A 23,627-nucleotide genomic window follows, 5' to 3' on the forward strand; every position below is an offset into this window, starting at 1 on the left:
ATTGTGGACGACACCACCACCCGGAGGTCCCCATGGCGCCCCGTCCCACCCCCGCGGACAAGTTCTCCTTCGGTCTCTGGACGGTGGGCTGGCCGGCCCGCGACCCGTTCGGTGATGCCACCCGGCCGGAGCTGGACGCCGTCGAGGCCGTCCACCGGCTGGCCGAGCTGGGCGCGTACGGGATCACCTTCCACGACGACGACCTCGTCCCCTTCGGGGCGGACGCCGCCACCCGCGACGCCCAGCTGGCCCGGTTCCGCAAGGCCCTCGACGAGACCGGCCTGGTGGTGCCCATGGTCACCACCAACCTCTTCACCCACCCGGTGTTCAAGGACGGCGGCTTCACCAGCAACGACCGCTCGGTCCGCCGCTACGCGCTGCGCAAGGTGCTGCGCAACGTCGACCTGGCCGCCGAGCTGGGCGCGCGCACCTTCGTCATGTGGGGCGGCCGGGAGGGCGCCGAGTACGACGTGGCCAAGGACATCCAGGCCGCGCTGGACCGCTACCGCGAGGCGGTCGACCTGCTCTGCCAGTACGTCGTCGACCAGGGCTACGACCTGCGCTTCGCCATCGAGCCCAAGCCGAACGAGCCGCGCGGCGACATCCTGCTGCCCACCGTCGGGCACGCGCTCGCGTTCATCTCCACCCTGGCCCGCCCGGACCTGGTCGGCCTCAACCCGGAGGTCGGCCACGAGCAGATGGCCGGGCTGAACTTCGCGCACGGCATCGCCCAGGCGCTCTGGCAGGGCAAGCTGTTCCACATCGACCTCAACGGCCAGCGCGGCATCAAGTACGACCAGGACCTGGTCTTCGGCCACGGCGACCTGCTCAACGCGTTCGCCCTGGTCGACCTGCTGGAGCACGGCGGCCCGAACGGCGGCCCGGCGTACGACGGGCCCCGGCACTTCGACTACAAGCCCTCCCGGACCGAGGACATGACCGGGGTGTGGGCCTCCGCGGCGGCGAACATGAGCACCTACCTGCTGCTCAAGGAGCGGGCCGCGGCGTTCCGGGCCGACCCCGAGGTGGCCGAGGCGCTGGCCGCCAGCAAGGTGACCGAACTGGGCGCCCCGACGCTGGGCCCGGGGGAGAGCTACACCGACCTGCTCGCCGACCGCGCCGCGTTCGAGGAGTTCGACCCGCAGGCGGCCGGGGCGCAGGGCTACGGCTTCGTCCGGCTCAACCAGCTCGCCGTCGAGCACGTGCTCGGCGCGCGCTGAGGCGGGTCGCCATGCCGCTCGTCGCCGGGGTCGACTCGTCGACCCAGTCCTGCAAGGTGGTGGTCCGGGACGCGGAGACCGGCGCGCTGGTCCGGCAGGGCCGCGCGCCGCACCCGGAGGGCACCGAGGTCGACCCGCACGCCTGGTGGGACGCCCTGCGGGCGGCCGTCGCCGAGGCCGGCGGGCTGGCCGACGTGGCCGCCGTCGCGGTCGGCGGCCAGCAGCACGGCATGGTCTGCCTGGACGACGCGGGGCAGGTGGTCCGCCCGGCGCTGCTCTGGAACGACACCCGCTCCGCCGACGCCGCCCGCGAGCTGATCGAGGAGGCCGGCGGCGGGGAGGCCGGCCGCCGGTTCTGGGCCGACGCGACCGGCGCCGTGCCGGTGGCCAGCTTCACGGCCACCAAGCTGCGCTGGCTGGCGCGGCACGAGCCGGCCAACGCCGACCGGGTGGCCGCCGTCTGCCTGCCGCACGACTGGCTCACCTGGCGGCTGGCCGGCGCACCCGGCCTGGCCGCGCTGCGCACCGACCGCGGCGACGCCAGCGGCACCGGCTACTGGTCGCCGCGTACCGGCGAATACCGCCTCGACCTGCTGGAACGCGCCTTCGGCCGGCGACTGCGGGTGCCGGCCGTGCTCGGCCCGGCCGAGGCGGCCGGCCACCTCGACCCGGCGGCGCTCGGCGCCGGGCCGAGCGCCGACGGCCCGGTCCTGCTGGGCCCCGGCACCGGCGACAACGCCGCCGCCGCGCTCGGCGTCGGAGCCGGCCCGGGCGACGTGGTCGTCTCGATCGGCACCTCCGGCACCGTCTTCGCGGTGGCCGACACTCCCGCCGCCGATCCGAGCGGCGCGGTGGCCGGCTTCGCCGACGCGACCGGCCGGTTCCTGCCGCTGGTCTGCACGCTCAACGCCGCCCGCGTGCTCGACGCCGCCGCGACGCTGCTCGGCGTCGACCTGGCCACCCTGAGCGAGCTGGCCCTGACCGCCCCGCCCGGCGCCGGCGGGCTGGTCATGGTGCCGTACCTGGAGGGGGAACGGACCCCGGACCGGCCCCACGCCACCGGCGCGCTGCACGGCCTCACCCTGGGCACCTCGACCCCGGCGCACCTGGCCCGGGCGGCCGTCGAGGGCATGCTCTGCGCGCTCGCCGACGGGCTCGACGCGCTGACCGCGCAGGGTGCCCGCGCCGACCGGATCATCCTGGTCGGCGGCGGGGCCCGCTCCGCCGCCGTGCGGCGGATCGCCCCGCAGGTCTTCGGCCGCCCCGTGGTCGTGCCCCCGCCGGGGGAGTACGTCGCCGACGGGGCCGCCCGACAGGCCGCCTGGATCGCCCTGGGTGGCGCGGCGCCGCCCACCTGGTCGGCCGGCGACACCGAGGAGTACGCGGCGGACGGCGACTCCGGCTCGCGGCACGGCGCGTCCGGGGTTCCCGCCGTCCGTGCGCGCTACGCGGAGGCCCGCGACCGCATCCTGGACCGGGCGCCTGGGTGAGCCGGCCGCCCGCCGACCCCGGCGGTCCGGATCGGCCGATGCCGTTGACCGGCGGGTCGTGTTCCCGCCGTGATCTTTGCCTGGTTTGCTGCCCGGCATGAGCAGCGGCACGAGGGTCTCCCGGCGGGGGAACGCGGCGCACCGGTTCTACAGCGTGGTGGTGTTCGTGGTGCTCGCCTCGCTGGACAACGTGGCCATCGGCCTGGTCCCGCCGCTGTACGGGCCGATCTCGGGCGCGCTCGGGGTGTCGCAGCGGCTGCTCGGCCTGGTCACCGCGGTCAGCTTCCTGGTCAGCGCGGTCGCCGCGGTGGCCTGGGCGTACGTCGGCGACCGGACCGACCGCAAGCCCCTGCTCATGGTCGGCACGCTGATCTGGGCCGCCGGCACCGGGGGCAGCGCCCTCGCCCAGGGCTACCCGACGTTCCTGGCCGCACAGCTCGTCGCGGCGATCGGGTTGGGCGCGGTCGGCTCGGTCGGCTTCTCCGTGGTCACCGACCTGATCTCGCCCCGCCGCCGGGGCCTCGTGATGAGCTTCTGGGGGCTATCCCAGGGCGTCGGCACGCTCGCCGGCACGCTGACCGGGGGCCTGCTGGGCGCCACCGACTGGCGGCGGCCGTTCCTGGTGCTGACCGTGGTCGGCCTGCTCGCCACCCTGGCGTACCTGTTCACGTACGACATCCGGCGCGGGCAGAGCGAGCCGGAGCTGGCCGCGGCGCTCGACGCCGGTGGCGAGTACGACTACCGGATCAGCCGCGCCGACCTGCCCCGGATCCTGGCCCGGCGGACCAACCGCTGGCTGGTCCTCCAGGGGCTGACCGCGCAGGCCGCGTTCGGCTCGCTGGTGTGGCTGCCCGTGCTGTTCAGCCAGCGGGCCGAGGCGCAGGGCTACTCGGCGGCCACCGCCGTGGTGGTGGGCAGCGTCTTCGCTACCCTGTTCCAGCTCGGCGGGGTGCTGTCCATCGTGGGCGGCCTGGCCGGCGACGCGCTGCAACGGCGTACGCCGAGCGGCCGGGCGCTGGTCGCGGCGGTGGGCATCCTCGCGGCCGTGCCGTTCTACCTGGTCCTGTTCTTCGTGCCGATCCGGATCGACGTGCCGGACGGCGGCAGCTCCGGCGCGGTGATCGCGGCGGTGCTGTCCAGCGTGTTCACCGAGCCCACGGTGGGGCTGAGCCTGCTCACCGCCGTGCTCGCCCTCGCGCTCACCTCGGCCAACTCGCCGAACTGGTTCGCGCTGATCGCGGACGTCAACCCGCCCGAGCACCGGGGCACGGTCTACAGCCTCGGCAACCTGGTCAACGGGGTCGGCCGGGCGGCCGGCAACGGGCTGGTCGGGGTTGCCTTCGGGGCGCTGCGGGCGGCCTTCCCGCCGCCGCTGAACTACGCCGTCGGGCTGGCCGCGTTCCAGCTCTTCTTCATCCCGACCGGGTTCATGTACTGGCTGGCCGCCCGGACCTCGCCGGGGGACATCGAGTCGGTCCACGACCTCCTGCACGCCCGCGCCGACCGCCTGTAAGGAAGGGCCCCTTCTTAACGCCTCGTGCATAGCAGGGGCCCCTTCTTGACACCGGGCGTTAAGAAGGGGCCCCTGCTTGCACCTGTCAGGCGCGGTACCAGACCGTGACGTCGGTGGGGACGGTCTCGTCCGCCAGCGGGGCGCTCGACGCCAGCACCTCGGCCCCGGCCGGCAGCGGCACGGACTCCGCACCGAAGTTGGTGAGCACGGTGAGCCCGCCGTTGGTGAAGGTCAGCACCTCGTCGCCGGAGGAGAGCCACCGCAGCGGCCCCCGCGCCAGCCCGTGCTCGTGGCGCAGCCGCAGGGCCGTCCGGTACAGCTCGTAGGTCGAACCGTCGACCCCGCGCTGCCGGTCGAGCGCGTACTCGGCCCAGCTCGCCGGCTGGGGGAGCCAGCTCGCGTCGGTCGGCCCGAAGCCGTACGACGGGGCGTCGGCCTCCCACGGGATCGGCACCCGGCAGCCGTCCCGGCCGCGCTGGGTGTGCCCGCTGCGCTCCCAGGTGGGGTCCTGCCGGGCCTCGTCGGGCAGCGTGGTGTGCTCCGGCAGCCCCAGCTCCTCGCCCTGGTAGAGGTAGGCGGAGCCGGGCAGGGCGAGCATCAGCAGGCTGGCCGCCCGGGCCCGGCGCAGGCCGAGCGCGGCGTCGGGCTGCGGGTCCCCGATGCCGATGCCGTTCGGGCGGCCGCCGCCGACGGCCAGCCCGAGCCGGGAGGCGTGCCGGACCACGTCGTGGTTCGACAGCACCCAGGTGGTCGGGGCGCCGACGCTGTCGGTGGCCTCCAGCGAGCGGGTGATCACCGCGTACTGGGCGGGTGCGGTCCAGGCGGCGAGCAGGTATTCGAAGTTGAACGCCTGGTGCATCTCGTCCGGCCGCACGTAACGGGCCAGCCGCTCGGCCGGCTCCACCCACGCCTCGGCGACCAGGATCCGCTCCCCGTCGTAGGAGTCGAGCAGCCGCCGCCACTCCCGGTAGATCTCGTGCACGCCGTCCTGGTCCCACATGGGCGGGCGCGGCTTGTCCACGTCCGCGCCGGAGAGGATCTCCTGCGGCTCCTGCCAGTCGGCCAGATCGGCCTGCTTGATGAGGCCGTGCGCCACGTCCACCCGGAACCCGTCGACGCCCCGGTTCAGCCAGAACCGGAGGACGTCCAGGAACTCGGCGCGCACCTCCGGGTTGCCCCAGTTGAGGTCGGGCTGGCCGGTGTCGAAGAGGTGCAGGTACCACTGGCCGTCCGGCAGCCGGGTCCAGGCCGGCCCGCCGAAGACGCTCTCCCAGTCGTTCGGCGGCTCGGCGCCCTGCGGGCCCCTGCCGTCGCGGAAGATGTACCGGTCCCGCTCTGGGCTGCCCGGCGCGGCCGCGACCGCGGCCCGGAACCAGCGGTGCTCCGACGAGGTGTGGTTGGGCACCAGGTCGACGATGACCCGCAGGCCGCGCGCCTTCGCCTCGGCGATCATCTTGTCGGCGTCGCCGAGGGTGCCGAAGAGCGGGTCGACGTCCCGGTAGTCGGCCACGTCGTAGCCGGCGTCGGCCTGGGGGGACGGGTAGAACGGCGACAGCCAGATCGCGTCGACGCCCAGCTCGCTGAGGTGGTCGAGGCGGGCCGTGATGCCGGGGAGGTCGCCGATGCCGTCGCCGTTCGCGTCGGCGAACGAGCGCGGGTAGATCTGGTAGATGACGGCCTCGGTCCACCAGCCGGTGGCCGGGGTCTCCTGCGTCGCGTCGGTGTTCAGCGCCTTCTCCCTGTCGTGCGTACGGGACGAATCTGTTCAGTTTGCCCGGGGCGGCGCGGTCGATTCGCGCACCACCAGGCGAGTGGGCAGGATCACCGAGGTCGGTGTCCGCGGGTCGGTTTCCGGGCCGCGCTGCGCCGGCACCAGCCCGGCGTACGGGTCGGCGACCCGCCCGCCCAGCGGGTCGAGCAGCAGCCGGGCGGCGAGCAGTCCCTGCTCGGCCGCGGGCTGGGCGATGGTGCTGAGCCCGAGCACGCCGGACAGGTCGTGGTCGTCGATGCCGATCACGCTGACGTCCTGCGGCACCCGCAGGCCCGCGTCGCGCAGGGCGGTCATCGCGCCCATGGCCATCTCGTCGCAGGCGGCGAAGATCGCGGTCGGCGGCTCGCCCCGGGCCAGCAGCTCGGCGGTCGCCCGGGTGCCGCCGTCGACGGTGAACTGCGACTCGACGTCCAGGCTCGGATCGGGCCGGAGCCCGGCCGCGCGCAGCGCCTCCTCGTAGCCGCGCCGCCGGTCCAGGTGGGTGGTGAAGGCCAGTTCGTCGTCCGGGTCGCCGGAGATGTGCGCGATCCGGGTGTGGCCGAGGTCGAGCAGGTGCCGGGTGGCGGTCCGCGCCGCGGCCACGTCGTCGATGCGGACGCAGGGCCAGCCGGGCACCCCGCTGCCGGAGCTGATCGTCACGCCGGGCAGGGCCAGCTTCGTCAGCGCGGCGAGGTCGGCCGGGCGCAGCGGGGTGGCGACCAGGATGATCGCGTCCACCCGCTTCTGCAGGCTGGCCGGGCGCAGCACGCGCTGCCGGATCTGCTCCCGCCCGCCGAGGTTGTAGAGCAGCAGGTCGTAGCCGTTCTGGTGGAGGTAGTCCTCGACCGCCTCGACCACCGTGCCGAAGAACCACCGGGTGATCCGGGGGACCACCACCGCGACCGTGCCGGTCTTCCCGCCGGCCAGCCGAGAGGCGCTCGGCGAGACCGCGTACTGGAGCTGTTCGGCGGCGGCGAGCACCCGGCGCCGCGTCGCGGCCGAGACCGTCGGCAGGCCGCGCAGCGCCCGGGACACGGTGGCCGTGGAGACCCCGGCCAGGCGGGCGACATCGTCAATCTTCGTCATCGGCTCCCCGCTCCCGACCCGCGCCCGCCGCCGCCGGGGGACCGGCGGCGGCGGAGCAGCGGATCAGCCCTTGACGCTGCCGGCGAGGAGGCCCCGCACGAAGAAGCGCTGGAGGGACAGGAACACGATCAGCGGTACGACGATCGACACGAACGCGCCGGCCGTCAGCCGCTGCCACTCGTTGCCCCGGGTGCCGGCCAGCTCGGCGAGCCGCACGGTCAGCGGGGCGGTCTCGTCGCCGCCGCCGGCGAAGATGAGCGCGACCAGCAGGTCGTTCCAGACCCAGAGGAACTGGAAGATGCCGATCGCGGCCAGCGCCGGGGTGATCAGCGGCAGGACGATGGTCCGGAAGATCTTCGGGTGGGTGGCCCCGTCGACCCGGGCCGACTCCATCAGTTCGCCCGGCAGCTGCGAGATGAAGTTGTGCAGCAGGTAGACGGCGAACGGGAGCGCGAAGCAGGTGTGCGCGAACCAGACCTGTGCGAACTTCTGCTCGTCGACCAGATCCCAGGCGGGAAGCACCTGGATCCCGGCGATCGTGACACCGGTGGAGAAGAACTTCAGCAGCGGCACGAGCGCCATCTGCAGCGGCACGATCTGCATCGCGAAGATCGCGATGTAGACCCAGTCCCGGCCCTTGAAGTTGATCCACGCCAGCGCGTACGCGGCCAGTGAGGCGAAGGCGATCGGGAAGAGCACCGAGGGGATGGTGATTGCCAGCGAGTTGATGAAGTAGCTGGCCAGCTGCCCCGACGAGCCGGTGCTGAACAGCACCTCCTGGTAGTTCTCCAGGGTGAACTGCGGGTCGCTGAAGAAGGTCCACCAGCCGGTGGTCTTGATCTGGTCCTCGGGCCGGAACGAGGAGATGAACAGGCCGAAGGTCGGGACCGTCCAGAGCAGCGCGAGCGCGATCGAGACCAGGGTGGCGGTGCGGCTGTTCAGCCGCTTGCGGACCCGGGCGGCCCGGCTGGGCTTCGCGGTGGCCTGGACGCCGGCTCCGACGGTGGGGGTGGCGGTGGTCATCTCAGCCCTCCCGCTGCTGACGCAGGTTGCGGATCTGGTAGATCACGATCGGGATGACCAGGACGAAGAGGAAGACCGCGAGGGCGGAGCCCTGCCCGGGCTCGCCGTAGCGGAACGCCTGGTTGTACATCTCGTTCGCGATGACGCTGGTGTCGTAGTTGCCGTTGGTGGCGGTCCGCACGATGTCGAAGACCTTGAGCGTGGCGATCGAGAGCGTCACCACCACGACGATCAACGCGGGCCGGATGCTCGGCATCGTGATCTGCCAGAACATCTGCCACGGGGAGACTCCGTCGAGGCGGGCCGCCTCCACGATGTCCGCGGGGATGGCCTTGATGGCGGCGGAGAGCACCACCATGGCGAAGCCGGCCTGGATCCAGATCATGATCACGATGAGCAGCAGGGTGTTCAGCGGCGACTCCAGGAGCCACTGCTTGGGCTCGCCGCCGAGGCTCACGACGATCTGGTTGAGCAGGCCGATCTGGTCGCCGTCGCCCCGGTAGGCGTAGACGAACTTCCAGATGATGGCGGCGCCGACGAACGAGATCGCCATCGGCAGGAAGATCAGGGACTTGGCCACCGCCTCGAACCGGGCCTTGTCAACGAGCACCGCGTAGATCAGGCCGAACGCGCTGGCCACCAGCGGCACGAGGAGCACCCAGACCAGGCTGTTGATCAGCACCCGGACGATGGAGTCCTCGGAGAACATCCAGGTGTAGTTGGCCAGGCCCACCCAGTGGCTGCTGTCCTTGTCCATGAACGACAGGAGGGTGGTCCGGATCGCCGGCACCACCAGTCCGATGACGAGAAAGAGCAGTGTCGGCAACAGGAAGAAGAGCGCGATCAGGCCCTCCCGCGGCTTGCGCCGGCGGGGCAGGGGCGCGCCGCTCGCGACGGCGGCGACCAGCCGCTCCTCCCGGCGGCGGGAGAACCAGGCCGGCACCACGTCGAGGAGCAGGAGCAGCCCGCCCACCACCGCGACGAAAGCGATCAGCCCGTACATCAGCATGAGGAACTTCGGCTGTTCCGCCGCGAAGTCGAACTCCATCGACCCTCCTTCAAGGGTTCGGTTGCGGGCGGTGGCCCGGCCCGCGTCGCGGACCGGGCCACCGCCTCAGATCACTTCCAGCTGCCCTCGATGCCGTTCAGCACCGTGGTGGTGTCCTTGCCGTTGATCCAGTCGACCATGCCCTTCCAGAAGGTGCCCGCGCCGACCGCGGCCGGCATCAGGTCCGAGCCGTCGAAGCGGAACTCGGTCTTCGGGTCCTGGAGGATCTGCACGGAGAGCTTGTCCACCGGGTTCGGGACGTTGTTGATGTCGAGCTTCTTGTTCGCCGACAGCCAGTCGCCGATCTTGGCGCGGCTGTTGACGTACTCGCCGGAGGCCAGGTAGGTCTGCACGGCCTGGACCTCGGGACGGTCGGCGAAGGCCGAGACGAACTCGCCCGCGCCCAGCACCGGCTTGCCCTTGGCCGGGTCGACGGCCGGGAAGTAGAACGCGAAGACGTCACCGTCCTCGGCCACCTTGGTGCCCTGCGGCCACTGGTTGGCGTAGAAGGACGCCTGGCGGTGCATGGCGCACTTACCGGTGGTGATCGGCGTGCCGGCCTCCTGGAAGGAGGTGGTGGCGATGCTCTTCACTCCGCCGAAGCCGCCGTTCATGTACTTCTCGTTCTTGAGGATGGTGCCGGCCTTGTCGACCGCGTCGGCGACCTTCGGGTCGTTGAACGGGATGCCGTGGGTGGTCCACTGGTCGTAGACCTCCACCCCCTGGGTGCGCAGCAGCACGTCCTCGATCCAGTCGGTGGCCGGCCAGCCGGTGGCGTCACCGGACTCGATGCCCGCGCACCACGGCTTGGTGCCGCTCGCCGCGATCTTGTCGCTGAGGGCGATCAGCTCGTCCCAGGTGGTCGGGACGCTCCAGCCCTTCTCCTTGAAGGTCTTCGGCGAGTACCACACGTAGGACTTCACGTTGGAGCCGAGCGGCACGCCGTAGAGCTTGCCGTTGACGGTGCTGTACTTCAGCCAGTCGGGGGAGAAGTTCTGCTCGGCCAGCCCCTTGGTGTCGGCGCCGACCTCCTTGATCTTGCCCGAGTCGACGAACCGCTTGAGCAGACCCGGCTGCGGGATGAAGGCCAGATCGGGGGCGTTGCCGCCGTCGACCCGGACGCCCAGCTGGGCCTCGAACTCGCCGGAGCCCTCGTGGTCGATGTCGATGCCCGTGCAGTCCTCGAACTGCTTCCAGGACTGGTCCAGGCGGTCGGCCTCGATGTCCCGGATCGACGAGTAGATCGTCACCTTCTTGCCGTCGTGGCCCTGGTACTTCTCGTATGCGGCGCACTCGGGCTTGCTCGCGTTGCCGCTCTTCTTGTCGTTGCCGGTGCCGCAGGCGGCGACGCCGAGCGCCAGCCCCAGAACGCCGGCGATCGCGAGAGCCTGGCGCGATCTGGCAAACGCCATGCCGATCTCCTTCCTTGCCGGCGCGTGGGGGAAATCGAACCCGCGCCGGTCCGATGGTCGTCCCCACATGTAAGCGCTTGCATCGCGTCCGGTCCACCCCCTGCCGGACACGGCCCGGTAACAATCCCGAAACCCGCTCACCGGCCGTGGGCGCGCTCCCACGCTCCGCCTAACGATCGCTTGGGAGACCCCTTCCCATCGATGGAACTTTCTGCCACGCTGTCCGAATCAGATCGAAAACTTTCAACATAGGAGGCAGTGGATGCGCAAACGCTGGTTCAGCCTCGCGGCGGTGGCGGCGGTCCTCGTGGCCCTGGTCCCGGCGGCGCCGGCCATGGCCGCGCCGACCTTCAAGGTTCCGTTCCCCTGCAACCAGTCCTGGTCCGGGCAGACCCGGTCCGACCACAGCCCGGCCTACGCCATCGACTTCAACCGCACCGACGACCTCGGCGACCCGGTGGTGGCCAGCGCGCCCGGCACCGTCGACCGGGTGACCGACCTCGGCGGCACCAGCTACGGCAAGTACGTGCGGATCGACCACGGCAACGGGTACACCACCTACTACGCCCACCTGAGCAGCTTCAACGTCTCGGTCGGGCAGACCGTCGGCTACGGCCGGGTCATCGGCTACGTGGGCAGCACCGGTGGCTCGACCGGCCCGCACCTGCACTACGAGCAGCGGTTGAACGGCAACGACATCCAGGCCCGGTTCAACGGGGCGCTCGCCCTCTACTGGGGCACGAAGACCTACACCAGCGACAACGGCTGCTCCGGCGCGAACACCGGGGCGGGCACGGTGAACACCGCGGGCGCCGCCCTGACGGTGCGCTCCGGCCCGGGCACCGGCTACAGCGCGGTCGGCTCGGTGGCCGACGGCGCCGGCGTCACCATCTACTGCCAGACCAGCGGCACCACGGTCACCGGCACCTACGGGACGAGTTCGATCTGGGACCGGATCGGCTCCGGCCGGTTCATCTCCGACGCGTACGTCTACACCGGCTACGACGGCTACATCCCCGGCGTGCCGCGCTGCTGACCCGAGGTGGGCGCGGGGCCGACCGCCCCGCGCCCCTCACTCGTTGAGCCGCCAGATGGCGAGGTTGAGCGCGCCGGCGAAGGTCACCCAGGCCCCGTACGGGAGCAGGAGCAGCGCCGCGGGCCGGGACACCCGCCCGGACAGCCGCACGGTGACCCCGATGGCCAGCCACATGAGCACGATGTCGGCGAACGCCAGCCCGTAGCGGCCGGCGCCGAAGAAGAGCGGGGTCCAGAGCGCGTTCAACACCAGCTGGGTGACCCAGGCGCCGAGCGCCGGCCCCCAGCCGGCCCGCTGCCAGACCAGCCAGCCGGCCACCGCGATGAGCCCGTAGAGGACGGTCCAGACCGGGCCGAAGAGCCAGGGCGGCGGCGCCCACGCCGGCTGCGCGAGATCGGCGTACTCCTGCTGCGTGTCGCGCACGCCGAGCGCGCCGACGGCCGCCGCGACGGTCACCGCGGCGCCGAAGCCCAGCAGCGCCCACCACCTGCGGCCGCGCCCGACCCGCCGGATGGTTCCCGAAATGGTCATCCCACCGGGTGCCCGGCCGCGCCGTGGGCAAACCGGCCCGCACAACGCGACGCCGGGGTCGCCGGATCCGGAGCCCCGGTCTGGGAGGACTGGGCTGTCGGATCCGACGACCCCGGCGGGTCACAGGGTGGTGGGAGGTCGAACGGCTAATTGTTGAAGATGCTGACGCCACCCGGGCCGACCAGCAGGCCGACGATGATGAGGACGATGCCCCACAGGATCTGCCGGCGGAACAGCGCGAGGATGCCGGCGACCACCAGTACGACTGCGAGAATCCAGAGAATCAGCTCCATGTCGGCCGGATACCCGTTCGTCGGATCCGGGAAACCTGCTTCTCAGTCCAGGTGATCACCGAGGTGGAAGATGCTGTACGCCTGCTTGATGACCGGGTGCGCGACGTTGCGGACGCGTACGCCGCCCGGGGTCGTGCCCCGCTCGCTGCCGTGGTGGGCGTGCCCGTGCAGGGCCAGCGCGGTGGGCGCCGAGTCGATGGCCTGCCCGAGCTGGTAGCAGCCGAGGAACGGGTAGATCTCCAGGGGCTCGCCGGCGAGGGTGTCCGGCACGGGGGAGTAGTGGGTGAGCGCGACCAGCACGTCGCAGTCGAGCCCGCGCAGCGCCGCGCCGAGGGAGTCCGCGCTGTCCTTGGTCGTCTGGACGAACGCCTTCATCTCCGGCTCGCCGAAGTCGCTGGCGCACCGCCCGGCGAACCCGCCGCCGAAGCCCTTCGCCCCGGCCACGCCGAGCCGGCCGCCGGCGCACTCCAGCACGACGCCGGTCCCCTCCAGGACCGTTATGCCGGCGTCCTCCAGCACCTTCACCACCTGCGGCACCTCGTCGCACTGGTGGTCGTGGTTCCCGAGGACCGTGATGACCGGCACGCCGAGGTCGCCGAACTCCTGCGCCACGCAGCGCGCCTCGGACTCGGTGCCGTGCCGGGTCAGGTCCCCGGCGAGCAGCAGCACGTCGGCGCAGTCGGGCAGCTCCTCCAGGGCCGGCCGGAACCGGCCGACCACGTCCTCGTCCAGGTGCACGTCGCCGACGGCGGCGATGCGGATCACCATCGAACCTCCCTCACGGCAGCTCCTCGACCTGGGTGGGCGCCTGCGTGCGGATCACGCCGATGTCGCTGGTGACCGGCAGGTCGGGGAAGCGCTCGGCCACCCGCCGCAGGATCTCCTCCCGCCGGTGCGGGCTCTCCACCTCGCCGTAGAGCACCAGGCCGCGCTCGCGGCGCACCACGGTGATGCCCTGCTCGGCGACGTCCGGGTCCTCGGCCAGCATGCTCTGGATCTCCGCCTCGACGTACTCGTCGGGCGGCGCGTCGCCGTGGTGTCCGGTCACGGGGTTTCCCTTCCTCCGGACGCGCCGCCGGGCAGCACGTCGAGCCGGTCGAGCAGCACCAGGAACGCCTCGGCGTACGGCGAGTGCTGCGTCTCCTTCCGTACCCGTTCCCAGTCGATCTGTTCCCGCAGCGAGCGGGCGAGCGGCAGGGCCCGGGCGAAGTCGCAGTAGTGCTGGGAGAAGCTCAGCAGCTTGTGCACCATGAGCTGGCTGGCCGAGAGCACCGGCATGTGGATGGCGTCGACCGGCCGCACGATGGTGTCGGCGAAGGTCTCCTCGGTCACCGGAGTCTCGATCGGCCGGTGGATGAGGTCCACCATCCGGCCCTCGTCGTAGACCTTGACCAGCCAGTCCTCGGGCGGGCGCTCGGCGGTGAAGCCGGCCTCGACCAGGGCCTCCAGGGCCCGGTCCACGTCCTGCTGCCGGATCAGGAAGTCCACGTCGTGGTCGCTGGAGTGGCCGCCGTGCGCGTACACGGCGAAGCTCCCCCCGAGCGCAAAGGGGATCTCGGACTGCTTGAGCACGGCGGCGACCTTCTTCAGCGTGTGCACCAGGGTCTCGTCCCCGCGCTCGGCCATTCTGGGTCTCCCGTCGTCGTGGGTGGCGGTGGGAATGAAGTTGCGTACCCGGCGAACGGGTCGGCCACACCTGTTGAGGACGCGCCCCGACGTGGCGGTGACAATGCGGACAAACCGCCGAAGGTGAGCACGGGTCGGATAGCCTCGACAGGGTGGCCAGGTCACTGTGGGTGCGGCGCGGCGGGGCCCGACTGCGCGCCGTCGCCCTGATCGGCATCGACGGCTCGGGCAAGACCACCCAGGCCCACCGGCTCGCCGAGGCGCTCACGGCGGCGGGCCATCCCGCCACCTATCACCGCAACGCCGGCGGCCGCCGCTGGCTGGGCCGGCTCGCCCAGCGGGTCGGCCGGCCCGACGCGCAGCGGCTCGTCGGGCGCAACGGGCTGCTCGCCCTGGAGTCCGTGCTCCGCTGGCTGGCCATCGCGCTCGCCCTGCTGACCTGCCTGGTGACCGGCCGCACGGCGGTGATGGACCGCTGGTCCGCCTGCCAGTACGCCAGCATCCGGGCGCACGGCGGGCAACGCTGGGAGCGGCTGGCCCGGGCCGGCTACCGGGTCTTCCCGCCGCCCCGGGTCACCTTCCTGCTCACCCTGGACCCGGCCGAGGCGTACCGGCGGATCGAGCGGCGCGGCACCGACCACGAGAGCATGCGGTGGCTCAGCGCCGCGGCCACGGCGTACCGGACCCTGCCGGAGTACGGCAGCTTCGTGGTGGTGGACGGCAGCGGCACCCCGGAGGAGGTGTCCCGCCGGATCCGCGCGCACCTGACCGAGTGGCTCCCGGGCGACCCGCCGCCCCCGGCCGGCCCGGGCCAGGACGGCACCGACCCGCCCTCGGGCGGGGCGGGGCGCGGCGCACCGGTGCCGGCTCAGGCCCGCCCGTAGACCGGGATGCTCGCCCCGCTGGTCGGCGTCGACTCCTCGGAGGCCAGGAAGCGGATCACCGCGGCGATCTCGGCCGGCGGGACCCAGCGGCCGTGGTCGGCGTCCGGCTGGGCGGCCCGGTTGGCCGGGGTGTCGATCACGCTGGGCAGCACGGTGTTGCAGCGCACCCCGCGCTGCCGGTACTCCACCGCCACGGCGTTGGCGAACGCCTGCACGGCCGCCTTGGCGGTGGCGTAGCCGGCCGCGCCGGGGAAGGGTGCCACCGCGGCCCGGGCCGACACGCAGACCACGGCGCCGCCGCCGGCCGCCACCAGGTGTGGCAGCGCGGCCTGGGTGACCAGGTACGTGGGTCGCAGGTTGACCCGGAGCATCCGGTCGAACTCCTCGATCGGCGTCTCGTGCACGAGTCCGCCGCTGGCGTACCCGCCGACCAGGTTGACCACCGCCCGCAGCGGCGCGGTCGGCTCGGCGGCGGCGACGGCCACCGCCCGCGCGACCCCGTCGGGGTCCAGCAGGTCGGCCGTGACGTGGACGGGCCCGGCCGCCGGCGTGTTCCCGCTGCCCTCCCGTCCGGGGACGACCACCCGCCAGCCGGCCGCGAGGAAGGCGGCGGTGACCGCGCCGCCCAGCCCGCCCGTGCCGCCGGTCACCAGCACCGTGCGCTCCGCCATGCGCCCACGCTAGCCGCCCGGCCGGCGGGGCGGTGACCGGGGCGGGCATCCGGCCCGGTCGATGCCGGCTGACCTGCGCGCCCGTCCGACCGGTGACCTCCGCGAGGCCGTCCGGCCGACCCGGCGAGCGCGACGGCCGAGCCGACGGTCGGCCGGATCGGCGGAGTCGACCGGAGCGGGGGAGGCGGCCGGGCTGCGGGAATGGGACCCTTGGCACGGGAAGCGGGCGCGGAACGGGGTACTTTTCCGGATACGCGCCGTCATGGTTGACGGTCACGCCTCATGAAAGTAAGTTTCATCCGTGGCGAAGAGTCCGAAGATTTCTGCGAGTCACGAGCCCGGTGGACTGATCGTCCACATCAGCGGCCTGCTGCCCTCGCTGTCCCCGGCCGAGCAGCGGGTGGCCCGGCTGGTCGTCTCCGATCCGGCCGACGCCGCCCGGCGCACCATCACGGACCTCGCCACCGCCGCCGAGACATCGGAGGCCACCGTCATCCGGTTCTGCCGGTCGGTCGGCATGGACGGCTACCCCCAGCTGCGCATCCGGCTCGCCGCCGAGGCCGCCCGCCGGATCGAGCCACCGGACGCCCGCGTGGTCGGCGGCGACATCCCGCCCGGCGCCGACCTGGCCCAGATCATCGCCACCATCGCGTTCAACGACGCGCGGGCCGTCGAGGAAACCGCCGAGCAGCTCGACCCCGCCGTCTGCGAGCAGGTGGTCGAGGCGATCGTCGCGGCCGGCCGGATCGACGTCTACGGCGCCGGCGCCAGCGGCTTCGTCGCCTCGGACTTCCAGCAGAAGCTGCACCGCATCGGCCGCACCGCCTTCTACTTCCCGGACGTGCACACCGCGCTCACCTCGGCCGCCCTGCTCGGCCGGGGCGACGTCGCGGTCGGCATCTCGCACACCGGCACCACCTCGGACGTCATCGAGGTGCTCGAACAGGCCCGCGCCCGGGGCGCCACCACGGTCGCGCTGACCAACTTCCCCCGCTCGCCGATCACCGAGGTCGCCGACCACGTGCTGACCACCGCGGCCCGCGAGACCACCTACCGCTCCGGCGCGATGGCCAGCCGGCTGGCGCAGCTGACCGTCGTCGACTGCCTCTTCGTCGGGGTGGCCGCGCGGAACCGCGCCAAGGCCAGGAAGGCCCTCGAGGCAACCGCCGAAGCCGTCCAGTCCCACCGGGTGGGCGCCGGCCGGAGGCGGGCATGACGGCGGGCCGGGTGGAGCGGGACGAGGTGGCCGCCGTGCGGCCCGTGGTCCGGGTGGGCGCCCCCACCGAGCGGCGCAACCCGCACAGCCTCGACCTCGACCTCATGTCGACCCGGGACGTGCTCACCGTCATCAACGAGGCGGACCGGCGGGTGCCCGCCGCGGTGGCCGCCGTCCTCGACGAGATCGCCGAGACCGTCGACCTGGCCGTCGCCGCGCTGCGCGGTGGCAACCGGGTGCACTACTTCGGCGCCGGCACCTCCGGTCGCCTCGGCGTGCTCGACGCCGCCGAGCTGGCACCCACCTTCAACTCGCCGCGGCACTGGTTCTGCGCCCATCTGGCCGGCGGTCCCGACGCCATGTGGCGGGCCGTCGAGGACGCCGAGGACGACGAGCGCGGCGGCGCCGCCGAGGCCGCCGAGTGCGTACGCCCCGGCGACCTGGTGGTCGGACTGGCCGCCAGCGGACGCACCCCGTACGTCCTCGGGGCGCTCGCCGCATCCCGGGCGCAGGGGGCCGCGACGGTGCTGCTCTGCGCCAATCCGGAGGCCGACGCCGCCGGGTCGGTCGACGTCTTCATCGGGGTGGACACCGGACCGGAGGTGGTCACCGGGTCGACCCGGATGAAGGCGGGCACCGCGCAGAAGCTGGTGCTGAACACCTTCTCCACGGCGGTGATGGTGCGCCTCGGCCGGGTCTACTCCAACCTGATGATCGACATGGTGGCCACCAATGCGAAGCTGCGTGGCCGGATGATCTCGATCCTCATGGAGGCCACCGGCTGCGCCGAGGAGGTCTGCCGCGTCGCCCTCAACGAGGCGGACGGCGACCTCAAGACCGCCCTCGTCTCGCTGGTCTCCGGCGCCGAGGTCTCCGCGGCCCGGGCCGCCCTGGCCCGCTCCGCCGACCAGGTGCGTGGCGCGCTCGCCCTGCTCGCCTCCTGACGCCTCCGCCGGCCGGGTCCCCTCCCGGCCGCCCCCGCACCACGGGTGCGACGCGCGTCACGTGGCGGGAGGGGACGCATCTCCCGCTGCGGATTGTTCAACCAGCCGTGGGGTAATCCTCACCGGTGGCTGAACCGACCGGCCCGCGAGCGCGTATCTCGCAGTGACCAGGATCGCAATCACGCGGTGACGCGGGTCGCTGTGTTCATGGAATTCGCAATGGTGCGATTTCCTGAGCGGACGACGATTCCGCTGCTCCGACGCCCTCCGACCGGGGCGTACGCGAGGCACCCGAGCAGGGGTCCTGACAGCAAACATGGACCGGGCTCTCAGCTACTACTCAGGCATTCGTGACAGTTTCGACTCACGACATGGAATCCCCGACGCGTCTCATCTGTTGTGTAGGTGTCAGCACCTACGGGCACAGCGGAGGTTACGGGGAGGGCTGATGAACGTGGGGATGGCAAGGAACCGGGCAACCGGCGCGAGCGAGGGGACCGTGGCAATCGTGGACAAGAACATCGGCATGCGTACCGACGAGGTCGCCGAGGAGCGGGACCTGGTCGGCGTCTACCTGCACGAGATCTCCCGGACGCCGCTGCTGGACGCCGCCAAGGAGGTCGATCTCTCCAAGGCGATCGAGGCGGGCCTCTACGCCGAGCACCTGCTCGGCGAGGACCGCGTCCCCGCCGGCGTCGACCGGGACGACCTGGAGCGGCTGGTCGCCGAGGGTGAGCGCGCGAAGGACCTGTTCATCCGCGCCAACCTGCGGCTGGTCGTCTCGATCGCCCGCCGCTACGTGCGGTCGGGCATGCCCATGCTGGACCTCATCCAGGAGGGCAACACCGGCCTGGTGCGCGCGGTCGAGAAGTTCGACTACGAGCGGGGCTACAAGTTCTCCACCTACGCGACGTGGTGGATCCGCCAGGCCATCAGCCGGGCGATCGCCCAGCAGGAGCGCACGGTGCGACTGCCCGTGCACCTGGTCGAGGACGTCAACCGGATGCGCAACGTGGCCCGGCAGCTCACCCGTGAGCTGGGCAGCGACCCGGAGCCGGAGCAGATCGCCGCGGCGCTCGGCGTCACCGTCGAGCGGGTGAACGAGCTGCGCCGCTGGTCGCAGGACACCGTCTCGCTGGACACCCCGGTGGGCGACGACGGCGACACCAACCTCGGCGACCTGGTCGCCGACAGCGACGCCCCGTCGCCGGAGGAGATCGTCCTCACCGGCCTGGAGCGGCAGCGGATCGAGGGTCTGCTCAACCACCTCGACGACCGTTCGGCCGGCATCATGCGGGCCCGCTACGGCCTGGAGGACGGGCGCGAGCACTCGCTGACCGAGGTCGCCTCGCGGTTCTCGCTCTCCCGGGAGCGGATCCGCCAGCTGGAGATCCAGGCCCTCGGCCGGCTCCGTGAGCTGGCCCGCGCGGAGGGGCTGCAGGCGGCCTGAGCTGGTAGTAATGGAATCGACGAACGGCCGGCGTCCGATAGGGGGACGCCGGCCGTTCGCCGTTCCGCGTCAGCGCACCCGGCCGTAGCCGGCGATGGACATGATGTCCATGTCGCGCTTGTTGACGTTGCGCCCCGCGCTGGGCGCATCGATGATCTGACCACCGCCCACGTACAGGGCCACGTGCCCGAGCCCGGAGTAGAACACCAGGTCGCCGGGTTGCAGCGAGCCGCGGCTGATCCGCGAGGTGGCGTTCCACTGCATCGCCGCGTTGTGCGGCAGGGACTTGCCGGCCGCCCGCCAGGACGCCAGGGTCAGCCCCGAGCAGTCGTAGCTGCCGGGGCCCTCGTCGCCGTAGCCGTACGGCTTGCCGATCGCGCCGTAGGCGTAGCGCACGGCCACGCCGGCGGAACCGGAGATGGCCGGGGCGTTGCCGGCGGAGCTGGATCGCGTGGGCGCCTCGGTGGCCCGGCCGTACGCCTTGCGGCGCAGCTCGTAGAGGCGGGCCAGGTCCCCCTCGATCTTCTTCCTGCCGGCGACCAACTGCTTGGCCTGCGCCGCCTCCCGGGCCAGCGTGGCGTCGAGCCGGGTCTTCTGGTCGATCAGCTGACGCTGGCTCTCGGTGAAGCCGGTGATGGTCTGCTGCCGCTGGCGGGTCAACTGGTCCAGGGTGCCCAGCCGGTCCGGCAGCGTGGCGGCGCCGCCCGGGTCCAGCAGGGCCTGCATGGTGCGCATGCCTCCGGTCTTGTAGGCCGTGGCGGCGATGGCGCCGACATCGGCGCGACTCCGCTCGGCCTGCTCCTGCAACGGGCCGATCCTGGCCTGCAACCTGGCCGCGGTGGCCTTGTTGGCCTTGATCTCCTCGTTGAGCTTGTTGTACGACTCGACGATTCGCTCCAGCTCAGTCGAGGACTTCTCGATCTGCTTCGTCAGCTCGGCGGGGGTGGGCTCGGCGCGAGCCACCGTCGCCGGGGCGAGCAGCGTGGCCGAGAGGCCCGCCACCGCCAACGAGCGCAGCAGGATCCGTAAGGACGACAAGAGCGGAAAGCTCCTCTCCGACTCCTCGCCGGTGCGGCGTTCCGCCCCGGCGACACCGGCCCGGGGCCATCCGGGTGGATGGCGGTCGACCGGACCGGCCTGCCCAACCTAACCCGTGACCGGAGTGACGGGGAGTTGAAGCAGGGGCGAAAGTTGGCAAAGTGTCAGGAAGTGCCACCGAGGCTGGTGACCCTTGGTGACCGTTTCGCGTGCGGGCCGTTGTGGGGCCGGAGTCGGGTGGGCGGATCGCACCAGTGGCCCGATTCGTCGTTCTGAACGGATGTCGCCAGGCACTGCGCCGCCAAATGACGACAAAGGTGGAAATCGCTCCTGTTTCCCGGCGCTCGCCGGGTCCGGCGGCAGGCGCGTGGCCAGGGAGAACGCCCGGTCCGGTGGCGCGGCCGCAACACAATGAAGCGCGGAGTTCGGGAATCCCGCCGCGCGGCAACGCCGGCGGCGCGGAGGCCCCAACCGCGAACCCCCGGGAGGCCGCCGTGCAGACCGATGGCTCCACCACCCGCCCGCCCCGGTCGCCGGGCGCGGCCTCATCCACCCTGCTCTACGCCCGGCCGGGCATCGTGGTGACCGGCGAGCGCTTCACCGTGGGCCGCAACAGCTGGCCGGTCGCCGAGATCACCCAGCTCTGGACGGCCCGCGGGCCGCACGACCGCCTCGCACTCCGGGCGGTCGCCGTCTCCGCGGCCCTGATCGGCGGGGTCGGTGTGCTGCTCGGCTTCACCGGCGGGCTGCAACGGCTCACCGCGGCGGCGTACCTCACGCTGGGCGCGGTCGGGCTGCTGCCGCTGCTGCTCGTGCTGATCGGGGACCGCTGGCGCCCCCCGTCGTACGAGCTGTGGGGCCGGCTCCGCGGCACCGAGGTGCTGCTGTTCAGCAGCGACAACGAGCGGCAGTTCGGCCAGGTCACCCGGGCCCTGCAACGGGCCCGGGAGGGAGCACGCCACGGCGGCTGGGCCCCGCCGGCGGCCGAGGCGTGGCGGCCGAACCGCTGAGCGGCCGGGTCAGCCGGCCACCGGCTCCGGGGTCCGGGTCGCCCGCTCGGCGGCCATCCAGTGGCTCACCCGGCGCTCGGCGTAGAACGAGACGAACGGCACGGTGCCCGCGAGCATCACGAGCAGCATCCGCTTGAGCGGCCAGTCGGCCCGGCGCGACAGGTCGAACGTGAGCGCCAGGTAGACCATGTAGAGCCAGCCGTGCGCGGTGCCGACCACGGCCACCACTGTCGGGTTGTCGAAGCCGTACTTCAGCGGCATGCCGATCAGGACCAGCACCACCAGCGCCACGCCCACGATCCAGGCGATCACGCGGTACCGGGTAAGGGCTCCGCCCACCGTCGTCCGTCCTTCCGCACCGGCCTCAGCCGGGATAGTCGCCGGGCCTCGCGCCCGGGTTGGCGTTCAACCATGCAAGGTAGCGGTTGTACGCGGCCAGTTCGCCGTCGTCGGCCCCGCCGGTGGGTGCGACCGGCACCCGGCTGACCCGCACCGGCCGGCGTACCGCCGGGGTGGCGGCGGCCGGCTCCGCGTCGGCGGCCGCCGACGGCGCCGGGATGCTCCGCTCCTCGCGCTCCGCCCGCAGCGTGTGCCGCAGCTCACGCCACCAGACGAACACCACGAAGGCGGCGAAGACCGGCCACTCGATCGCGTAACCGAAGCTCAGCGTGTTGCCACCGGCGGCCCGGGTGACCTGCCACCAGCCCAGCCCGAGAAAGCCCACCACCAGCACGACCATGGCCACGTGGCGGGCGATCCACGCCGGTGTCCAGAGCCGCTTCATGCCATCGAGGGTACCGGGCCCACCGGCCGTCTCCGACGCGGTGTCGTAGGTGGGTCGGGTTTGGTGACACCCCGGCTGGGCATCCGTCTAGACGCCAGCCCGAACGAGACGAGGGGGCGACGATGACCGAATCAGTACGCCGTGACGCGAGCCCGGAGCAGCGGGTGACCGAGTGGGACGGCGACCACGCCCGCACCCACGAGGTCGACGGTGAGCTGCTCGGGGTGGACCCCGCCGAACTCGCCGACGAGGACCTGATCCGGGAGATGCAGAGCCTGCACCGGACCCGCCTGGACACCCTCCGGCACGCCACCGACTCGGCGCTCGCCAACCACCTGCGCCGCACCGCCGAGCTGGAGACCGAGTACCTGGCCCGGAACCCGGGCCGGGAGGTCGACCCGAGCCGGCTCCGGGACGCCTGATGAGCAACCACGCCGAGCGCGGCATGTCCGCGCCGCCCGAGGTGGTGTTCAGCACCGCCACCGACCCGGACCGGTCGTCGGCCTGGCTGCCGGAGGAGCTGCGCCGCTCCGGCACGCACCAGGTGGAGGTGGTCGACGCCGAGGACATGCGGGCCCGCTGGAGTTCCGAGTCCGCCGGGTGGTCGGCGGACATCGACGTGGAGCCGGCCGACGCCGGGGGCGCCCGGGTCCGGCTCGACCTGACCGGCACCGACCACGGCATGGCCGACGAGATCCTGTCCAACCTCGCCCGCGAGGTGTCCGACAACCTGAACGCCGGCTGAGCCGGCCGCCACGACGAGAAGGGGAGGCCGGGTGACCGGGAGTGGCCTGAAGCAGAAGGTGGCGCGGCTGCGCCAGGCGTACGCGCCGCACGAGTACCGGCCGCTGGGCGGCTACCTGGCGGCCATGGGCACCTACGGTGCCGTCACCGCGTCGCTGGTCGGCCTGGTCCGGGCGACCGGCCGCCCGGTGCCGGAGCGGCCCGCGCCCGCGGACGTGGTGCTCCTCTCGATCGCGACCCACAAGCTGAGCCGGCTGCTCTCCAAGGACGCGATCACCAGCCCGCTGCGCGCGCCGTTCACCCGGTACGACCACCCGATCGGCAGCGGCGAGGTGATGGAACAGGTACGCGACCAGGGCAGCCCCACCCGGCACGCCCTCGGCGAGCTGCTGAGCTGCCCGTTCTGCCTGGCGGTCTGGGTCGCCACGGGGCTCACCGGCGGGCTGGTGCTGGCGCCCCGGCTGACCCGGCTCGTCGCCACCGCGCTGACCGCGGTGGCCGCCTCCGACTTCCTCCAGATGGGGTACGCGATGGCCCAGCAGGCGGCCGAGGGTGGGCACCGGGACGAGTGACCGACGACGCGAAGGGGGCCGGCGCACCGCGCCGGCCCCCTTCGCACGTTCCGGTCCGCTCAGGTGGGCGTGGTGCCGTGGTCCTCGCCGGCCCACCCCCGCGACGCCTCCGGCTCCCGCTCGTCGCGGTCCTCGCCGGTGATGACGTCGTCGGAGACCGCGGTCTGGTCGTGCTCGCCGGCGAAGTCGGACTCCGACAGCGTGTCGATGCCCTCCGGTGGCTGGCCGAGCGCCGGGGGGTGCTCGTGTTCCTCGTTACGGTCGCTCATCGCGCTGTCCTCTCCGT

At 72.7% G+C, this 23,627-nt stretch carries 26 protein-coding genes and 1 pseudogene; 12 read left to right on the forward strand and 15 right to left on the reverse strand.

Going from position 1 to position 23,627, the window contains the following annotated elements:
• Window positions 1-32 precede the first annotated feature (32 nt).
• From xylA to F8274_RS04820, 3 genes are all read left to right on the forward strand, one after another.
• The gene (gene xylA / locus F8274_RS04810) at window positions 33-1,220 is read left to right on the forward strand and encodes a xylose isomerase (protein ID WP_151461058.1); all 1,188 of its coding nucleotides are present in this window, start codon (window positions 33-35) and stop codon (window positions 1,218-1,220) included.
• An 11-nt stretch (window positions 1,221-1,231) separates the two neighbouring features.
• Window positions 1,232-2,710, forward strand: coding sequence for a xylulokinase (gene xylB, locus F8274_RS04815; RefSeq protein ID WP_151461059.1), 1,479 nt, complete (start codon window positions 1,232-1,234; stop codon window positions 2,708-2,710).
• 97 nt (window positions 2,711-2,807) lie between these two features.
• Complete coding sequence (locus tag F8274_RS04820) at window positions 2,808-4,223, forward strand: MFS transporter (RefSeq protein ID WP_151461060.1); 1,416 nt, start codon at window positions 2,808-2,810, stop codon at window positions 4,221-4,223.
• Between the two features lie 85 nt (window positions 4,224-4,308).
• Here F8274_RS04820 and F8274_RS04825 read toward each other — a convergent pair whose 3' ends face one another.
• The 5 genes from F8274_RS04825 to F8274_RS04845 form a co-directional block, all read right to left on the reverse strand.
• Window positions 4,309-5,952, reverse strand: a complete 1,644-nt coding sequence (locus tag F8274_RS04825) for a glycoside hydrolase family 13 protein (RefSeq protein WP_151461061.1) — start codon at window positions 5,950-5,952, stop codon at window positions 4,309-4,311.
• 36 nt (window positions 5,953-5,988) lie between these two features.
• Entirely contained in the window at window positions 5,989-7,059 is a 1,071-nt protein-coding gene (locus tag F8274_RS04830; RefSeq protein ID WP_151461062.1) for a LacI family DNA-binding transcriptional regulator, read from the reverse strand.
• 63 nt (window positions 7,060-7,122) lie between these two features.
• Window positions 7,123-8,082, reverse strand: a complete 960-nt coding sequence (locus tag F8274_RS04835; RefSeq protein ID WP_151461063.1) for a carbohydrate ABC transporter permease — start codon at window positions 8,080-8,082, stop codon at window positions 7,123-7,125.
• Between the two features lies 1 nt (window position 8,083).
• Window positions 8,084-9,130 (reverse strand): carbohydrate ABC transporter permease, encoded by a 1,047-nt coding sequence (locus F8274_RS04840; protein WP_151461064.1) that lies wholly within the window; start codon window positions 9,128-9,130, stop codon window positions 8,084-8,086.
• 71 nt (window positions 9,131-9,201) lie between these two features.
• A complete protein-coding gene (locus tag F8274_RS04845; protein WP_151461065.1) occupies window positions 9,202-10,542 on the reverse strand; it encodes an ABC transporter substrate-binding protein in 1,341 nt (446 codons plus the stop codon).
• Window positions 10,543-10,804: 262 nt separating this feature from the next.
• Here F8274_RS04845 and F8274_RS04850 point away from each other — a divergent pair, with 262 nt between their 5' ends.
• Window positions 10,805-11,578 carry a M23 family metallopeptidase gene (locus tag F8274_RS04850; protein ID WP_151461066.1) on the forward strand — a complete coding sequence of 258 codons (774 nt, stop codon included), beginning with the start codon at window positions 10,805-10,807 and terminating at the stop codon, window positions 11,576-11,578.
• A gap of 36 nt (window positions 11,579-11,614) precedes the next feature.
• Here the strand turns inward: F8274_RS04850 and F8274_RS04855 are convergent, their stop codons facing one another.
• From F8274_RS04855 to F8274_RS04870, 5 genes and pseudogenes are all read right to left on the reverse strand, one after another.
• On the reverse strand, window positions 11,615-12,109 hold the full coding sequence (locus tag F8274_RS04855; RefSeq protein WP_151461067.1) for a TspO/MBR family protein: 495 nt from the start codon (window positions 12,107-12,109) through the stop codon (window positions 11,615-11,617).
• 146 nt (window positions 12,110-12,255) lie between these two features.
• Complete coding sequence (locus F8274_RS31155) at window positions 12,256-12,402, reverse strand: GPGG-motif small membrane protein (protein WP_189197857.1); 147 nt, start codon at window positions 12,400-12,402, stop codon at window positions 12,256-12,258.
• Window positions 12,393-13,170, reverse strand: a pseudogene (locus tag F8274_RS04860) (metallophosphoesterase). The gene F8274_RS31155 and the pseudogene F8274_RS04860 overlap by 10 nt, the downstream one beginning before the upstream one ends.
• Window positions 13,171-13,180: 10 nt before the next feature.
• Window positions 13,181-13,390 carry a hypothetical protein gene (locus F8274_RS04865; protein WP_225853614.1) on the reverse strand — a complete coding sequence of 70 codons (210 nt, stop codon included), beginning with the start codon at window positions 13,388-13,390 and terminating at the stop codon, window positions 13,181-13,183.
• Between the two features lie 56 nt (window positions 13,391-13,446).
• Entirely contained in the window at window positions 13,447-14,028 is a 582-nt protein-coding gene (locus tag F8274_RS04870) for a nucleotidyltransferase (protein ID WP_091269725.1), read from the reverse strand.
• A 152-nt stretch (window positions 14,029-14,180) separates the two neighbouring features.
• Here F8274_RS04870 and F8274_RS04875 point away from each other — a divergent pair, with 152 nt between their 5' ends.
• Window positions 14,181-14,912 carry a dTMP kinase gene (locus F8274_RS04875; RefSeq protein ID WP_151461070.1) on the forward strand — a complete coding sequence of 244 codons (732 nt, stop codon included), beginning with the start codon at window positions 14,181-14,183 and terminating at the stop codon, window positions 14,910-14,912.
• On the opposite strand, the gene F8274_RS04880 is transcribed toward F8274_RS04875, so the two are convergent.
• Window positions 14,897-15,583: an SDR family NAD(P)-dependent oxidoreductase gene (locus F8274_RS04880; RefSeq protein ID WP_151461071.1), complete on the reverse strand. Its 687-nt coding sequence runs from the start codon at window positions 15,581-15,583 to the stop codon at window positions 14,897-14,899. The genes F8274_RS04875 and F8274_RS04880 overlap by 16 nt on opposite strands.
• Window positions 15,584-15,884: 301 nt before the next feature.
• On the opposite strand from F8274_RS04880, the gene F8274_RS04885 reads away from it, so the two are divergent.
• The 3 genes from F8274_RS04885 to F8274_RS04900 all read left to right on the forward strand — a co-directional run bounded on the left by F8274_RS04885 (window position 15,885) and on the right by F8274_RS04900 (window position 19,193).
• On the forward strand, window positions 15,885-16,799 hold the full coding sequence (locus tag F8274_RS04885) for a MurR/RpiR family transcriptional regulator (protein WP_151461072.1): 915 nt from the start codon (window positions 15,885-15,887) through the stop codon (window positions 16,797-16,799).
• A complete protein-coding gene (locus F8274_RS04890) occupies window positions 16,796-17,743 on the forward strand; it encodes an N-acetylmuramic acid 6-phosphate etherase (protein ID WP_151461073.1) in 948 nt (315 codons plus the stop codon). Before F8274_RS04885 ends, F8274_RS04890 begins: the two co-directional genes overlap by 4 nt.
• Before the next feature lie 460 nt (window positions 17,744-18,203).
• On the forward strand, window positions 18,204-19,193 hold the full coding sequence (locus F8274_RS04900; RefSeq protein WP_192579712.1) for an RNA polymerase sigma factor RpoD/SigA: 990 nt from the start codon (window positions 18,204-18,206) through the stop codon (window positions 19,191-19,193).
• 69 nt (window positions 19,194-19,262) lie between these two features.
• Here F8274_RS04900 and F8274_RS04905 read toward each other — a convergent pair whose 3' ends face one another.
• The gene (locus F8274_RS04905; protein ID WP_151461076.1) at window positions 19,263-20,231 is read right to left on the reverse strand and encodes a C40 family peptidase; all 969 of its coding nucleotides are present in this window, start codon (window positions 20,229-20,231) and stop codon (window positions 19,263-19,265) included.
• A 494-nt stretch (window positions 20,232-20,725) separates the two neighbouring features.
• Between F8274_RS04905 and F8274_RS04910 the strand changes: the two genes are divergently transcribed.
• Window positions 20,726-21,241, forward strand: coding sequence for a DUF6232 family protein (locus F8274_RS04910; protein WP_151461077.1), 516 nt, complete (start codon window positions 20,726-20,728; stop codon window positions 21,239-21,241).
• 9 nt (window positions 21,242-21,250) lie between these two features.
• Here the strand turns inward: F8274_RS04910 and F8274_RS04915 are convergent, their stop codons facing one another.
• Window positions 21,251-21,580, reverse strand: a complete 330-nt coding sequence (locus tag F8274_RS04915; RefSeq protein WP_151461078.1) for a DUF3817 domain-containing protein — start codon at window positions 21,578-21,580, stop codon at window positions 21,251-21,253.
• A gap of 25 nt (window positions 21,581-21,605) precedes the next feature.
• Window positions 21,606-22,025, reverse strand: coding sequence for a hypothetical protein (locus F8274_RS04920; protein ID WP_151461079.1), 420 nt, complete (start codon window positions 22,023-22,025; stop codon window positions 21,606-21,608).
• Between the two features lie 122 nt (window positions 22,026-22,147).
• On the opposite strand from F8274_RS04920, the gene F8274_RS04925 reads away from it, so the two are divergent.
• The 3 genes from F8274_RS04925 to F8274_RS04935 are packed head-to-tail and all read left to right on the forward strand — an operon-like array spanning window position 22,148 to window position 23,341.
• Complete coding sequence (locus tag F8274_RS04925; RefSeq protein ID WP_151461080.1) at window positions 22,148-22,447, forward strand: DUF6158 family protein; 300 nt, start codon at window positions 22,148-22,150, stop codon at window positions 22,445-22,447.
• On the forward strand, window positions 22,447-22,770 hold the full coding sequence (locus tag F8274_RS04930; RefSeq protein ID WP_151461081.1) for a hypothetical protein: 324 nt from the start codon (window positions 22,447-22,449) through the stop codon (window positions 22,768-22,770). Before F8274_RS04925 ends, F8274_RS04930 begins: the two co-directional genes overlap by 1 nt.
• A gap of 31 nt (window positions 22,771-22,801) precedes the next feature.
• Window positions 22,802-23,341 carry a DUF1360 domain-containing protein gene (locus tag F8274_RS04935; protein ID WP_151461082.1) on the forward strand — a complete coding sequence of 180 codons (540 nt, stop codon included), beginning with the start codon at window positions 22,802-22,804 and terminating at the stop codon, window positions 23,339-23,341.
• Between the two features lie 59 nt (window positions 23,342-23,400).
• Here F8274_RS04935 and F8274_RS04940 read toward each other — a convergent pair whose 3' ends face one another.
• Window positions 23,401-23,610 carry a hypothetical protein gene (locus F8274_RS04940; RefSeq protein WP_151461083.1) on the reverse strand — a complete coding sequence of 70 codons (210 nt, stop codon included), beginning with the start codon at window positions 23,608-23,610 and terminating at the stop codon, window positions 23,401-23,403.
• Between the last annotated feature and the right edge of the window lie 17 nt (window positions 23,611-23,627).

The organism is Micromonospora sp. AMSO31t (genome assembly GCF_008868175.1).
Lineage (GTDB): Bacteria > Actinomycetota > Actinomycetes > Mycobacteriales > Micromonosporaceae > Micromonospora.